This window comes from Ochrobactrum sp. BTU2, from assembly GCF_024539785.1.
GTDB classification, from domain to species: Bacteria; Pseudomonadota; Alphaproteobacteria; order Rhizobiales; family Rhizobiaceae; genus Brucella; species Brucella anthropi.
Genome location: NZ_JAHWRG010000004.1, coordinates 484,166 through 497,988 on the forward strand (window position 1 = coordinate 484,166; position 13,823 = coordinate 497,988).

A 13,823-nucleotide genomic window follows, 5' to 3' on the forward strand; every position below is an offset into this window, starting at 1 on the left:
TATGGCTGATACCGCTCTCAAGGCAACTGCGACCCCGCGCGACAGCAAAGCGCCTGCCGTCAACAGCCTCTCGATCATCGTGCTCGGCATTGCCCTCGTCGGGCTGCTAGCAGCACCCTTCATGGTCTATCCCATCTTCCTGATGAAGATGTTGTGTTTTGCGCTGTTCGCCTCTGCCTTCAACCTTCTGTTGGGCTATACTGGCATTCTGTCCTTCGGCCATGCAGCCTTCTTCGGCGGCGCGGCCTATATCACGGCCCATACGGTGAAAATCTGGGGCGTCACGCCGGAACTCGGCCTCGTACTCGGCGTTCTCGCCGCAGCCGCCCTTGGCCTCGTCATCGGTTATCTCGCCATTCGCCGTCAGGGCATCTATTCGACGATGATTACGCTGGCATTGGCGCAGATGTTCTTCTTCTTCTGCCTGCAAGCCACCTTCACCCATGGCGAAGACGGATTGCAGGGCGTGCCGCGTGGATATCTCTTCGGCATCATCGACCTCAACCAGCCGATGAACATGTATTATTTCGTGCTGGCCGTGTTCGTCCTTGGTGTCTTCGTTATCTGGCGCATCATCAATTCGCCCTTCGGCATGATCCTGAAGTCGGTACGCGAAAACGAGAACCGCGCGGTTTCGCTCGGCTATTCCGTCAACCGCTACAAGCTTGCAGCCTTCGTCATGTCGGCAGCACTCGCGGGTCTTGCAGGCGGCCTGAAGGCGCTTGTCTTCCAGTTTGCAACGCTGACCGATGTCGGCTGGCAGATGTCGGGCGAAGTGATCCTCATGACGCTTCTGGGCGGTATCGGAACACTCATAGGCCCCATCGTCGGCGCTGCCTTCGTCGTCGCGCTGCAGAACTATCTCGCAACATCCGACTTCCCGGTAACGATCGTGACGGGCGTCATCTTCATGGCATGCGTCCTCCTCTTCCGTAAGGGAATCGTAGGCGAGTTCTATGCATCGCGAATTGGAAAGAAACTCTTCGGCTAACCAACATTTCGGGAGCCGCACGCTCGTTCGATAGCGGCTCCGCCTTTTACTGGATATGAGATCATGACCGACACCTACGATTACATCGTGGTTGGCGCGGGCACGGCAGGTTGCGCCCTCGCGAACCGGCTTTCCGCAGACCAGAATCGCTCCGTGCTGCTGCTGGAGGCAGGCGGAAAGGACAATTACGCCTGGATCCACATCCCGGTCGGCTATCTCTATTGCATCGGCAATCCACGCACCGACTGGTGCTTTACCACAGAGGCCGAGCCGGGGCTGAACGGTCGTTCGCTCGGCTATCCGCGCGGCAAGGTGCTTGGCGGCTGCTCGTCGATCAACGGCATGATCTATATGCGCGGTCAGGCCCGCGATTACGATCTGTGGCGTCAGGCCGGATGCGAAGGCTGGGGCTGGGACGATGTCCTGCCACTCTTCAAGAAATCGGAAGATTATTTTGCAGGTGCCAGCGATCTGCATGGCGCGGGCGGCGAATGGCGCGTCGAGAGCGCTCGCCTGCACTGGGATATTCTGGATGCCTTCCGCGATGCAGCCGTCTCGGCGGGCATCCCCGCCACCGACGATTTCAATCGCGGCGACAATGAAGGCGTGTCCTATTTCAAGGTCAACCAGAAGCGCGGCATTCGCTGGAACACGGCCAAAGCCTTTCTGCGCCCGGCATTGGATCGCAAGAACCTCACCGTCGAAACCGGTGCGCATGTGCGCCGCATCGAGATCGAGGAGTTGCGTGCCACCGGCGTCACCTTCGACCAGAACGGCACCACCCGCACGGTGAAGGCAAAGCGTGAGGTCATTCTTGCTGCCGGTGCGGTCGGCTCGCCGCAAATTCTCGAATTGTCGGGCATCGGGCGCGGCGACGTGCTGCAGCAAGCGGGCATTCCGATCAAGCTGGAGCGCAGGCAACTCGGCGAAAACCTGCAGGATCACCTGCAATTGCGCTGCGCATACAAGGTTACCGGTATTCCGACGCTCAACGAAAAGGCAAGCAAGCTTGTCGGCAAGGCAATGATCGGGCTGGAATATCTGCTGCGCCGTTCGGGGCCTATGTCCATGGCGCCAAGCCAGCTCGGCGTCTTCACCCGCTCCGACCCGTCCTACGAGACCGCCAATCTGCAATATCACGTGCAGCCGCTCAGTCTGGAAAAATTCGGCGAGGCTGTGCACCCCTTCCCTGCCTTCACGGCAAGCGTGTGCAATCTGCGCCCCGACAGTCGCGGCTCGATCCACATCAAGTCACCGGATCATCGTTCACAACCGGCAATCAGGCCGAATTATCTCACCACCGAAAGCGACCGCCGCGTTGCCGCCGACGCAATCCGCATCACGCGCCATATCGTGGCACAGGCTCCATTGCAGAAGTTCCGCCCCGAGGAATTCAAGCCCGGCCCTGCTTACGAAACGCAGGAGCAGCTGGAAAAGGCGGCGGGCGATATCGGCACCACGATTTTCCATCCGGTCGGCACCTGCCGCATGGGGCAGGATGCGGAAGCAATCGTCGATCCGCGCCTGCGCTTCAATGGCATTGCGGGCCTGCGCGTTGCCGACGCCTCGGTCATGCCGACCATCACTTCCGGCAACACCAACTCGCCGACTCTCATGATCGCCGAGAAGGCCGCACAGATGATTATCGCCGATAACCGCTAGAACCAGATTTCCGAGTGCCCGGTCAGCGGAAATGGCAATCCGCTCACCGTCTCGTGAACGCAATTTCGGCATCATGGCTTCGGCAAATTCTGAAATAATTTTCCTTGTTTATTGCCTGACAAAAGGGAATTATCGGCAACAAGGTGGGCAGGGGGAGAAAGATCATCTCAAAAGATCGCTTTCCGGGACCGGCTCTCCAAAGTTTTTAAACAAGGAAAACAAAATGTCGTCAGTCCTTTCCCGCTACACGCTGACCCGTCGCGCCGGTCTGAAAGCCCTTCTCTTCACCGCAGCCGCACTGACTGTCGGCTTCGCGTCGGCACCGAGCCACGCAGAAGACAAGACCATCAAGGTCGGCATCATGGGCGGTGAAGACGAAGACGTCTGGAAAGTCGTTGCCGAAGAAGGCAAGAAGCACGGCCTCAACATCGAGCGCGTGACCTTCAACGATTACAACCAGCCGAATGAAGCTCTGGAACGCAAGGAAATCGACGCCAACGCCTTCCAGCACAAGCCTTATCTCGATGAGCAGGTCAAGCAGCACGGCTACAAGATCAGCGTCGCCGGCTACACCGCCGTCTGGCCGATCGGCATTTATTCGCGCAAGCACAAGAGCCTTGACGAACTGAAGGAAGGCGCGGTCGTCGGCGTGCCGAACGATCCGTCAAACGAAGGCCGCGCCCTTCGCGTTCTGGAAGAGAAAGGCCTCATCAAGCTGAAGCCGGATGCAGGCATTCTGGCCACCCCGATCGACATCGTTGAAAACCCGAAGAAGCTTGAGATCAAGGAACTCGACGCCGGTGTTGTCGGCCGTTCCATCGATGACCTCGATGCAGCCATCGTGAACAACGATTGGGCAGCAAAGGCAGGCCTCAAGAAGGAAGAGGCAATCGGCTGGGAATCGAAGGAAAACAACCCGTACAACAACTTCATCGCGGTCCGCACCGAAGATGAAAACGCCGAATGGGTGAAAAACCTCGTGGCTTCGTTCCAGAACGACGCCGTGAAGGCCGAAATCGACCGTGCCTACAAGGGCACCGGCATCCCGGCCTGGAAATAATCGCTTTTGAAGCTTGAAAGACCGCGCCGGAACCGTTTCCGGCGCGGCTTTTATTGACGTACCGACAAAAATTGCCCTAAAGCATCGCCACAGCAAAAGCTGATGGCTTGAGCGAGGCATCATCCTTCCTTGAACCTTAATAAAACAGCCGCTGTTCGCAGCGGCCTATCCAGACATAGAAGAAACGACCGTGACCATTGAAAAGCCACCCGCCACATCAGCGCCCATCGTCGAGATGAAAGACGTGCGCCGAATGTTCGGCGATACGGCAGCTATCAATGGCGTTTCGCTTTCCGTCGCGCGCGGCGAAATTCTCGGCATCATCGGTCGCAGCGGCGCGGGCAAGTCCACGCTGATCCGTTGCGTCAACGGCCTTGAAAAGCCGGACGCCGGTTCGATCCTGATCGAAGGTCGCGAAATCACTGGTCTTGGCGAAGACGCACTGCGCCCCTTGCGCCGCCGCATCGGCATGGTGTTCCAGCATTTCAATCTGCTTTCGGCCAAGACGGTTGCGGAAAACATCGCTTTGCCGCTGAAGATCGCGGGCAAGCCGAAGGCCGAACGCGCCAGGCGTGTCGCGGAACTTCTGGAACTGGTCGGCCTTTCCGACAAGGCAAAGCATTATCCAGCCCAGCTTTCCGGTGGTCAGAAGCAGCGCGTCGGCATTGCCCGCGCCCTTGCTGCCGAACCGGCTGTGCTGCTTTCGGACGAAGCGACATCCGCGCTCGACCCGGAAACCACGCAGTCCATTCTGGCGCTGCTGAAAGACATCAACACCAAGCTCGGTCTCACCATCCTGCTCATCACGCATGAGATGGAAGTCATCCGCCGCATTGCCGACCGCGTCATCGTGCTCGACCACGGCGCTATCGCCGAGGAAGGTCCGGTCTGGAAAGTCTTCGCCAATCCGCTATCGCCCGTCACGCAAAGCATGTTGCAGGTGCTGACGCCGGAACTGCCTGCCGTCTGGCGCGACCAGCTGGAAAAATCCGGCGCCCTCGCCGTGCTGAAGGTAAAGCTGTCGGGCGCAGCCGCAAAAGGCGCCTTCTTCAACGATGTGACAGTGACCACCGGCCTTGTGCCGCAACTGATCCATGGCGGCATGGACACGATCCAGGGAGAGCCAGTCGGCACGCTCTTCATCAGCCTGCCCGCTGAGGACAAAGCGAAGTTCGACGCCGCAATCACCTATCTCAACACCCATGCAGACGCCACGGAGGTACTCGGCTATGTCTCAGGCGATGCTTGATCTTCTCTGGCGCTCCTTCTGGGAGACCATCATCATGACCGGCTTTTCGAGCCTGATCTCGCTTGTCGTCGGTCTGCCGCTCGCACTCATCATGATCCTGACTGAACGGGGTGGCCTCGCACAGAACCTGACGCTGAACACGATCCTCGGCGCCATCATCAATGGCTTCCGCTCGGTTCCGTTCATCATTCTGCTGGTGGCGCTCATTCCCGTCACGCGCTTCATCGTCGGCACGTCCATCGGCACATGGGCCTCCATCGTGCCGCTTTCCATTGCCGCTATTCCCTATTATGCGCGTATTGCGGAAGTGTCGTTGCGTGAAGTGGACCACGGCCTCATCGAAGCCGCGCGCTCCATGGGTGCAAACCGCTGGACCATCGTGCGCGAAGTGCTGGTTCCGGAAGCCCTGCCGGGCATCATCGCGGGCTTCACGGTCACGATCATCACTCTGGTCGGCGCATCGGCAATGGCGGGCGCCATCGGTGCTGGCGGTCTCGGCGATCTTGCCATTCGCTATGGCTATCAGCGCTTCGAGACGCAGATCATGATCGCAGTCGTGATCATCCTCATCATCATGGTTTGCGGCATCCAGTGGATCGGCGACCGGCTGGTGAGCCGTCTGGACAAGCGCAACCTGCGCGCCTGACCCTTTACTGGTCCGCTTATCTTTTCCTCTCGCGGAAACCCGCTTCCAGCGTGTTTCCGTCGGGATCGAAGACCAGTGCCGCGTAATAGCCCATCTCTTCCGGTCCCTGATAGCCGGGGCCGCCACTATCCCTGCCGCCTGCCTTCAGCGCGGCCTCATGAAACGCCTCCACCGCCTCGCGGCTTCCGGCTGTAAACATCAGGTGCAGGCGGTCGCCGGGCTTGCCCTCGCCAGCGCCTGCCCCATCGTGGCTGCCATGGATCCACAGAAACGGAACCGGCGCCCGCTCTCCCCCACTGACGAAGAAACCGCTGCCTGATCGGGCAATGACCTCCAGGCCAAGTTCGGGCATACAGCTTTCGTAAAAGGAAAGGCTGCGATTGACGTTACGGGCTTTGAATCCGATGTGATCGAAGAGCGACATAAGATTCAATATATCGCGGCCAACTATAAAGAAAAGCGGCGCTTTCGATTTTGGAAAACGCCGCTATCACTCTTCAATTCTTGATAAGATCGAAGGTTATCCGCGTGTGCGGGCCAGACCGTCTTTTGCAGGCTGGTATTTCGGATCAAGCTGTACCGCGCGCGAATAGGAATTTGCAGCCTTGGCCTTGTCGCCATTGTGCTCGTAGACAAGCGCCTGATTGGCCCAGCTTTCCGCAATATTCTGATCGAGCGTAATGGCTGTGTTGAAATCGTCGAAGGCATTGTCGTAGTCGCCGAGCGCCACATAGGAAATGCCGCGACCGTTATAAGGTTCCGGCGCCGTGGAATTGAGCGAAATTGCCTTGGAGAAATCCTCGATGGCCTGCTTGTGCTGGCCCTTGGCCTGATAGATCAGGCCGCGATTATGGTAGGCGCGACCGTCGGTGGTCTGCAGGGCAATAGCCTGATTGAAGTCGCTGAGCGCCTGATCAAGACGACCGGCCTGACGATAGACATTGCCGCGCCCGATATAGGCAGCGTCATATTGCGAATTTAGCTGGATGGCCTTGCTGTAATCCTGCACGGCCTTGGTGCTGTCACCCATATAGCGATAGACCAGCGCGCGGTTGGCATAGGCCTGATAGAAATTCGGATTGAGCGCTATTGCCTGATCAAAATCGCGCAGCGCTTCCTTGTAGCGCCCGGACTTGCCATAGGCGGAACCACGCACATTGTAGCCTTCCGGATCGCGCGGATTGCTCTGGATCACGCTTGTCAGCGAACTGATGTTCTCGCTCGACCCCTGCGCCTTATCGACAGTGCTGAGTGCGGTGGTTGTGGAGCTTTGGCAGCCAGCAACGGTCAAAGCCAGAAGTGCGGCGGCAATGAGAAGGCCGTTTCGACCTGTTCCAGACGATTGCATCATCTTCAAGCGCGTGGGCAACGACTGCATTCCTTTCAGCTCGCATAGGGGCGCAAGGCCCTTCTGCCTCTTTTCCATCCCGTGCCAGCCCGGTTTCCGGAGCTAACTCATGCCGGGCTATTCTGTCTGTTACGGTACTATACTGGTCTCAACCAGCAGATAAAAACAGCAAAAAGGCGGCATGTTCTTAAGCTTGGCTTGCCTTCGGATAGCCCGCCTGACAGTTGAATATCCTAATTATTTGTTTTTACACATAATGGTGTGCAAGAAGTCCAGAAACTTTTCGTAACGCTGCATTAAAAATAGAGGCTCGAAGTTATGAAAATACATCCAGTGGTCTGATTCCGACATTTGCATCCCTCGGATATAAGCGCTGAGCAAATGTCGGAATCAAAAAGACCACTAGTAACTTTATGTATCTAGTGGATTTTTCGAATTTGACGTTTGAAACGGGATTAATGTCGGACGGGTATCAAACGTCAAATTCAATCCACTAGCCGACATAAAATCGTTTCACACTGCACGGGAAACATCTCAAATATCTGAAGTCAAAACGTGCAAAATCCGGCGCAAGCTGAAGCCAGCACCGGAAAGCAAAAAAGGCGCTGTCCAGCAGCGCCTGTTTTCAAGGTCGATCAGCGAGCGCCCGGACGGCCGCCGATGAGGCCTTCACGCTGAGCGCGCTTACGGGCCAGCTTGCGTGCACGACGAACGGCTTCTGCCTTTTCGCGAGCGCGCTTTTCGGACGGCTTTTCATAGTGGCCGCGCATCTTCATTTCGCGGAAGATACCTTCGCGCTGCATCTTTTTCTTGAGAGCGCGGAGAGCCTGATCAACATTATTATCGCGGACGAGTACCTGCACGTGTATTCCCGTATCGGTTAGAATTTCGGTTAAGCCTGAGGCCGTTAGGGGGTCTTTTAACGATTTCAGCCGGTCTGACCGGCCGAGCAACGCCCAAAGGCTCCCAAGCTTCGCAACGGATACGCTGCAAATTGGTCGTGGCTAATACCAGAAAGAGCCCACCCTGTCCACCTCAAGATGCAACTTTGCCCACCGGCTTGCGTGAAATACCGGCTTGCACACGAATTACTATGGCCGCAACCGCGCGAATAGGCTATGCGGCACGCGTTTCCCGCATAATTCGGCCTCAATAGCTATGCATAGCATTTTGCCAGCAAACCGATAATGCCTCCTCTCAATTTATCCGATTCTCCTGATGTCCCTCCGCAAACGACTCGTTATCCAGTTCACAGGCTATGAAGGCCTGCACCCGAAAGCCGTCCGCGTGCGCCACGCGCAGGCCCTGAAGGATTTCGACCGCCTGTGGAAGGCAAAGACCAAGCTTCCGCCCATGACCGAGGAGCCTGACGATTGCGGCACGACCACTGCCGTCACCGTGGGCAATGGCTGGCAGACGGAAACCGAATTCTGCCAGTTCGGCACTGCGGATATTTTTGACGATTACGCCGCGCGCTCCACACCGAAGCGGATGCTGACCGGCTTTCACGCATTCCTGAACATCCTCTTCACCGGAACGCTGTGGCGCTATCTGACGACGAGCTGGCGCTTTGTCCTGTTTTTCCTGTGGCCATTTCTGCTGTCGCTGGCGATTCTGACTATCGCTGCCTTGCTCGCTTTCACACCGATGGCAGCAGGCCTTTCCGCGCTGCATCTCTTGTGGTCGGTTCCGCTTGCCGCCGTCGTCGCAACCCTGCTCGTGCGCAAACCCGGCGACCGGTTTTTCATGTCCTATCTGCTCGACGACTGGTCTGCGGCCTATGATCGTATCCACGGGCGCAACGAGAAGCTCAACCAGCGGCGCAAGGCTTTTGCGGAAGCCCTGAAGCAGAAGATCGAAGCCAGCAATGCCGATGAGGTCATCATCGTTGCGCATAGTCTTGGCACGGTTCCAGCCGTGGAAGCGCTTGCCGATCTGCAGCGCGAGCGTCCCGATCTTCTGGCAAAACAGCCCGTGTCGCTGCTCGCCATCGGCTCATGCCTGATGATGATCGCCCTTCACCCAAAGGCAAAGTCGCTACGCGAGGACGCGCGCGTGGTGATCGAGGAAAGCCCGGTCCTGTGGTCGGAATTCCAGGTGCTGACCGACATTATCCACTTCTACGGCTCGAACCCGGCCAAGGTTCTGAAGCTAGAGACCACCAACCCGCCGCTTATCAACCGCATCCGCTTCAAGAACGTGCACAGCGAAAACCGCTACAAGCGGTCGAAGGGCAATTTCTTCCTGATGCATCTGCTTTACATGCGCGGGGCGGAGAAGAAGAACTTCTACGATTTCGGCATGTTCCTGCACGGCCCGTTCTTCTTCCGCGAGCTGATGACCGAACACAAAGGAAAAGCCGCCCCTCTCGATGAAGAAGGACGGCTTCCAGTTCGACATAGCGAAGCGGCTTGAACTGCTTAAGCCTCCGACGGCTCCACGACGGCAATCGTCAGCCAGGTGGCCGTCAGCGCAGGCTTCAGCGAGTTTTCGATTTCCAGCGTCACATCATAATGATTGACCACGCGACCTGACGGGCGGATATCCGCATCCGCCAGCTTGAAGCGGGCGCGCACGCGGGCGCCGGTCTTGACTGGCGACATGAAGCGCAGCTTGTCGAAGCCGTAATTGATGCCCATCGTAGCACCTTCCAGCATCGGAAGCGCTTCGTAAGCCAGCGTAGAGAGTAGCGACAGCGTCAGGAAGCCATGCGCGATGGTGCCGCCAAACGGCGTTTCCTTGGCGGCGCGTTCCGGGTCGACATGGATGAACTGATGATCGTCGGTCGCATCTGCGAACTGGTTGATCATTTCCTGCGTGACTTCGCGCCACTCGGAACATCCGACTTCCGTGCCGATTGCCTCGCGCAACTGGTCGAGCGTGATTGCGTCTTTCATTCGCTGGCTATTCCTGCTGATGTGATTTGCCTTGTGTTTAACCAATAAAGCCTGGTGTCTGAATCAAAAAGTGGCAGGCCATGGCGAAAATGGTGATTTCGAGAACCGGAGCGCAATGTACTTAAATGTACATGAGCACCGGAAGCGCAGAAATTGCCATTTGCAGTCCGGCATGGCGACTTTTGGATCAGACACTCAGGCGGCAACCAGAATTTCCCGTGCTATATCATCCCAGTGCGAGAAAACCCTATGCGCCCCCCTGCCCGTCAATTTTTCGGCGTGCCCGGTATAAGTATGTCCGCCGCCCGTATAGCCGAATGCCGTCATGCCTGCCGCGATAGCGCCTTCGACACCGAAGGGAGAATCCTCGATCACCACGCAACGCGCCGGATCGATGCCCATCTTGTCGGCTGCAAACAGGAACAGGTCTGGCGCCGGCTTGCCGCGCTTGACCATGCTGGACGAGTAAACGGCATCGCCGAAATAATGGCTGATGCCGGTCTTTTCCAGGCTGAACGCGATACGCTCCGGCTGCGACGACGATGCAACGCAACGCTTTTGCGGCAGATCGCGCAGGAAATTGGCAATGCCGATGGTTGGCTGCAGAGCCTCCGCGAACAGGATTTTCGTCTCGGGCCAGAATTGGCTGGTGGCCTCCTCCGGCAGACGGTGCCCGGTCATGTCCTCAATCATCTTCATGATATCGGCCTGCTTCATGCCGATGCCCTTGGCGACCGTTCCTTCCGGCAGCTTCATGCCGTGATTGGCATAGACCTGCTCGAAAGCCAGACAGGAAAGCGGCTCGCTATCGACAAGAACGCCGTCACAGTCGAAGATCACGAGATCGAAAGGGGATACGCTGCTCATTTTGGCTCCAGTGGCCCACTAAAGGGATGCATATTTTGTCGCGCAGTTTGGGGATGCGCGTCTGTCAGTGTTGATATAGAGACTGTTCATCCAATACGCATCTATAACAACATAAGCGTGACAAAATTACCGCGAAGAAGCGGCCTTGAAGTTTTGCGGAGAGTTTCATGACGACAAATGTGGCACTGGTAGGACTGGCGCGCGATCTCGCAGCGCGAGCGGAAACCGGCAAGCCGATCCGCATCGGTCTGATTGGCGCTGGCGAAATGGGCACCGACATCGTCACGCAGGTGGCGCGGATGCAGGGCATCGAAGTCGGCGCTCTTTCTGCCCGCAGACTGCCCAACACTTTCAAAGCTGTCCGCACCGCCTATGGCGACGAGGAAAACGCGCGAGAAGCCCGCACAGAATCCGCAATGACCAGCGCCATCGAAAGCGGCAAGATCGCCGTCACCGATGACAATGACCTGATCCTTTCCAACCCGCTGCTCGATGTCATCATCGATGCGACTGGTATTCCGGAAGTGGGGGCTCAGACCGGCATCAAGGCCATCCGTAACGGCAAGCACCTCGTCATGATGAATGTCGAGGCGGATGTCACCATCGGGCCCTACCTCAAGGCCGAGGCCGACAAGCACGGCGTGATCTATTCCCTTGGCGCGGGCGACGAGCCGTCATCCTGCATGGAACTGATCGAGTTCGTTTCCGCCATGGGGCACAAGGTCGTGGCCGCTGGCAAAGGCAAGAACAATCCGCTCAATTTCGACGCGATCCCAGACGATTATCAGGAAGAAGCCGACCGCCGGAATATGAATGTCCGCCTGCTGGTGGAGTTCGTCGATGGTTCCAAAACGATGGTTGAAATGGCGGCCATCGCCAATGCAACCGGCCTTGTGCCGGATATTGCGGGCATGCATGGCCCCAAGGCAGCCATTGACGAGCTGAACCGCACTTTGATTCCGAAGGAAGACGGCGGTGTTCTGAACAAGACCGGCGTGGTCGATTATTCCATCGGGCGCGGCGTGTCGCCCGGTGTCTTCGTCATCGCCAAGATGGAACATCCGCGCCTTGTCGAACGTCTGGAAGACCTGAAGATGGGCAAAGGCCCCTACTTCACCTTCCATCGGCCTTTCCACCTCACCTCGCTGGAAGTACCGCTCACCGTCGCTCGTGTCGTGCTGCACGGCAAGACCGATATGGTGCCGCTGCCAAAGCCTGTGGCGGAAGTCTGCGCCGTCGCCAAGAAGGACTTGCAGCCCGGCGATCATCTGGATGCCATCGGGCAATATTGCTACCGCTCGTGGATCATGACGACGCCTGAAGCGCATGCGGCCAAGGCCATCCCCTGCGGCCTGCTCCAGAACGGCACGGTCATCGCGCCGATCAGGAAGGGCGAACTCATCACCTATGCCAATGCGGCACCGCAGCCGGGCTCCAAGATCGCCGAACTGCGCGCGTTGCAGGACAAGATGATCTACGGCTGAAGCCCGATCGAAAACTCAAACAAAAAGGCGGCTCGAAGCCGCCTTTTTGTTTTCCAACCGGGCACCCCGGCCTTATGAGATTCGGGGAAATGGCGTGCCGAAAATGGTGAGGTTCGAGAACCAGAGCGGAGTGTACTTAACGTACATGAGCACCGGAAGCGCAGAACCGCGCCATTTGCAGGCCGCCAGAACCCGAATATCGAAGGCCTAGTGATCGAGGGCTTTCACAATACTCTCCACCATCTTCTTCGCATCGGCGAAGAGCATCATGGTGTTGTCGCGGAAGAACAGTTCGTTTTCCACGCCCGCATAGCCGGAGCCCATGCCGCGCTTGATGAACAGAACCGTGCCAGCCTTGTCGACATCGAGGATCGGCATGCCGAAGATCGGTGACTTCGGATCGGTCTTCGCCGCCGGATTGGTGACGTCGTTCGCGCCGATCACGAAAGCCACATCGGCCTGCGCGAATTCCGAATTGATGTCTTCCAGCTCGAACACTTCATCGTAAGGCACGTTGGCCTCGGCCAGAAGCACGTTCATATGGCCCGGCATACGACCGGCCACCGGATGGATGGCGTATTTGACTTCCACGCCTTCGGCCTTGAGCTTGTCGGCCATTTCACGCAGCGCGTGCTGGGCCTGCGCCACCGCCATGCCATAGCCCGGCACGATGATGACCTTGGAAGCGTTCTTCATGATGAAGGCCGCGTCGTCGGCAGAACCCTGCTTGACCGGGCGCTGTTCGACCTCGCCAGCCGGACCGCCGGACGTATCGCCGCCAAAGCCGCCGAGAATGACCGAGATGAACGAACGGTTCATGCCCTTACACATGATGTAGGACAGGATCGCGCCCGAAGAGCCGACCAGCGCGCCGGTGATGATCAGCGCCAGATTGCCGAGCGTGAAGCCGATGCCTGCCGCTGCCCAGCCCGAATAGGAATTGAGCATGGAGACCACGACCGGCATGTCTGCGCCGCCGATTGGCACGATGATCAGCACGCCGAACACCAGCGACAGAAGCACGATCAGCCAGAACACGAAATGGCTTTCGGTGTTTACCAGCACAACGACCAGCAACACGATGGCTGCGGCCAAAGCGGCGTTGATGACATGACGTCCCGGCAGCATGATCGGCTTGCCCGACATGCGACCATCAAGCTTGAGGAAGGCGATGATCGAGCCAGTGAAGGTGATTGCGCCGATGGCCACGCCCAGCGACATTTCGATCAGCGCCTGACCGTGGATCTGGCCCACTTCGCCGATACCGAAGGAATGCGGCGAGTAAATTGCGGCAGCGGCCACGAGAACGGCGGCAAGACCGATCAACGAGTGGAACGCGGCAACAAGCTGCGGCATGGCCGTCATGGCGATGCGGCGTGCGATGACGGCACCGATACCGCCGCCAATGGCGATGCCGACCACGATGAGAGCCAGACCGCCGAAGCTTGGACGCGCCAGCAGAAGCGTGGTGACGATGGAAATCGCCATACCGATCATGCCGTACATATTGCCCTGACGGCTGGTCGTCGGATGCGACAGGCCGCGCAGCGCCAGAATGAACAACACGCCGGAGACGAGATAAAGGAAGGCTGCGAGATTAACGCTCATAATGGTTCAGC

The 13,823-nt window shown here is 57.9% G+C and carries 13 protein-coding genes; 7 read left to right on the forward strand and 6 right to left on the reverse strand.

The window, feature by feature from the left end; all coding sequences use genetic code 11:
* The first annotated feature begins 1 nt into the window (after position 1).
* The 5 genes from KWJ32_RS14770 to KWJ32_RS14790 all read left to right on the forward strand — a co-directional run bounded on the left by KWJ32_RS14770 (position 2) and on the right by KWJ32_RS14790 (position 5,608).
* Complete coding sequence (locus KWJ32_RS14770; RefSeq protein ID WP_012091472.1) at positions 2-991, forward strand: branched-chain amino acid ABC transporter permease; 990 nt, start codon at positions 2-4, stop codon at positions 989-991.
* 63 nt (positions 992-1,054) lie between these two features.
* Positions 1,055-2,653 (forward strand): GMC family oxidoreductase N-terminal domain-containing protein, encoded by a 1,599-nt coding sequence (locus tag KWJ32_RS14775; RefSeq protein ID WP_012091471.1) that lies wholly within the window; start codon positions 1,055-1,057, stop codon positions 2,651-2,653.
* Between the two features lie 223 nt (positions 2,654-2,876).
* Positions 2,877-3,713, forward strand: a complete 837-nt coding sequence (locus tag KWJ32_RS14780) for a MetQ/NlpA family ABC transporter substrate-binding protein (protein WP_010659463.1) — start codon at positions 2,877-2,879, stop codon at positions 3,711-3,713.
* 190 nt (positions 3,714-3,903) lie between these two features.
* The gene (locus KWJ32_RS14785; protein ID WP_040129125.1) at positions 3,904-4,962 is read left to right on the forward strand and encodes a methionine ABC transporter ATP-binding protein; all 1,059 of its coding nucleotides are present in this window, start codon (positions 3,904-3,906) and stop codon (positions 4,960-4,962) included.
* Positions 4,943-5,608 carry a methionine ABC transporter permease gene (locus KWJ32_RS14790; protein ID WP_010659461.1) on the forward strand — a complete coding sequence of 222 codons (666 nt, stop codon included), beginning with the start codon at positions 4,943-4,945 and terminating at the stop codon, positions 5,606-5,608. Before KWJ32_RS14785 ends, KWJ32_RS14790 begins: the two co-directional genes overlap by 20 nt.
* 16 nt (positions 5,609-5,624) lie before the next feature.
* Here the strand turns inward: KWJ32_RS14790 and KWJ32_RS14795 are convergent, their stop codons facing one another.
* The 3 genes from KWJ32_RS14795 to rpsU form a co-directional block, all read right to left on the reverse strand.
* On the reverse strand, positions 5,625-6,032 hold the full coding sequence (locus tag KWJ32_RS14795) for a VOC family protein (protein WP_012091469.1): 408 nt from the start codon (positions 6,030-6,032) through the stop codon (positions 5,625-5,627).
* A 96-nt stretch (positions 6,033-6,128) separates the two neighbouring features.
* On the reverse strand, positions 6,129-6,986 hold the full coding sequence (locus KWJ32_RS14800; RefSeq protein WP_010659459.1) for a tetratricopeptide repeat protein: 858 nt from the start codon (positions 6,984-6,986) through the stop codon (positions 6,129-6,131).
* 605 nt (positions 6,987-7,591) lie between these two features.
* Positions 7,592-7,819, reverse strand: a complete 228-nt coding sequence (rpsU, locus tag KWJ32_RS14805; RefSeq protein WP_010659458.1) for a 30S ribosomal protein S21 — start codon at positions 7,817-7,819, stop codon at positions 7,592-7,594.
* Positions 7,820-8,174: 355 nt separating this feature from the next.
* On the opposite strand from rpsU, the gene KWJ32_RS14810 reads away from it, so the two are divergent.
* Positions 8,175-9,371 (forward strand): hypothetical protein, encoded by a 1,197-nt coding sequence (locus KWJ32_RS14810; RefSeq protein WP_012091467.1) that lies wholly within the window; start codon positions 8,175-8,177, stop codon positions 9,369-9,371.
* A gap of 5 nt (positions 9,372-9,376) precedes the next feature.
* On the opposite strand, the gene KWJ32_RS14815 is transcribed toward KWJ32_RS14810, so the two are convergent.
* Together KWJ32_RS14815 and KWJ32_RS14820 are read right to left on the reverse strand one after the other, a co-directional pair.
* Positions 9,377-9,853: a MaoC family dehydratase gene (locus tag KWJ32_RS14815; protein ID WP_012091466.1), complete on the reverse strand. Its 477-nt coding sequence runs from the start codon at positions 9,851-9,853 to the stop codon at positions 9,377-9,379.
* Positions 9,854-10,048: 195 nt separating this feature from the next.
* On the reverse strand, positions 10,049-10,720 hold the full coding sequence (locus KWJ32_RS14820) for an HAD family phosphatase (protein ID WP_012091465.1): 672 nt from the start codon (positions 10,718-10,720) through the stop codon (positions 10,049-10,051).
* Positions 10,721-10,887: 167 nt separating this feature from the next.
* Between KWJ32_RS14820 and KWJ32_RS14825 the strand changes: the two genes are divergently transcribed.
* Positions 10,888-12,204: a 1-deoxy-D-ribulose 5-phosphate reductoisomerase gene (locus tag KWJ32_RS14825; RefSeq protein ID WP_012091464.1), complete on the forward strand. Its 1,317-nt coding sequence runs from the start codon at positions 10,888-10,890 to the stop codon at positions 12,202-12,204.
* Between the two features lie 207 nt (positions 12,205-12,411).
* Here KWJ32_RS14825 and KWJ32_RS14830 read toward each other — a convergent pair whose 3' ends face one another.
* Positions 12,412-13,812, reverse strand: a complete 1,401-nt coding sequence (locus tag KWJ32_RS14830) for an NAD(P)(+) transhydrogenase (Re/Si-specific) subunit beta (RefSeq protein ID WP_012091463.1) — start codon at positions 13,810-13,812, stop codon at positions 12,412-12,414.
* Positions 13,813-13,823 lie beyond the last annotated feature (11 nt).

Coding starts and splice junctions, on each gene's coding strand:
- KWJ32_RS14770 (WP_012091472.1), top strand. CDS start 2: ATGGCTGATACCGCTCTCAAGGCAACTGCGACCCCGCGCGACAGCAAA.
- KWJ32_RS14775 (WP_012091471.1), top strand. CDS start 1,055: ATGACCGACACCTACGATTACATCGTGGTTGGCGCGGGCACGGCAGGT.
- KWJ32_RS14780 (WP_010659463.1), top strand. CDS start 2,877: ATGTCGTCAGTCCTTTCCCGCTACACGCTGACCCGTCGCGCCGGTCTG.
- KWJ32_RS14790 (WP_010659461.1), top strand. CDS start 4,943: ATGTCTCAGGCGATGCTTGATCTTCTCTGGCGCTCCTTCTGGGAGACC.
- KWJ32_RS14795 (WP_012091469.1), bottom strand. CDS start 6,032: ATGTCGCTCTTCGATCACATCGGATTCAAAGCCCGTAACGTCAATCGC.
- KWJ32_RS14800 (WP_010659459.1), bottom strand. CDS start 6,986: ATGCAGTCGTTGCCCACGCGCTTGAAGATGATGCAATCGTCTGGAACA.
- KWJ32_RS14810 (WP_012091467.1), top strand. CDS start 8,175: ATGTCCCTCCGCAAACGACTCGTTATCCAGTTCACAGGCTATGAAGGC.
- KWJ32_RS14815 (WP_012091466.1), bottom strand. CDS start 9,853: ATGAAAGACGCAATCACGCTCGACCAGTTGCGCGAGGCAATCGGCACG.
- KWJ32_RS14820 (WP_012091465.1), bottom strand. CDS start 10,720: ATGAGCAGCGTATCCCCTTTCGATCTCGTGATCTTCGACTGTGACGGC.
- KWJ32_RS14825 (WP_012091464.1), top strand. CDS start 10,888: ATGACGACAAATGTGGCACTGGTAGGACTGGCGCGCGATCTCGCAGCG.
- KWJ32_RS14830 (WP_012091463.1), bottom strand. CDS start 13,812: ATGAGCGTTAATCTCGCAGCCTTCCTTTATCTCGTCTCCGGCGTGTTG.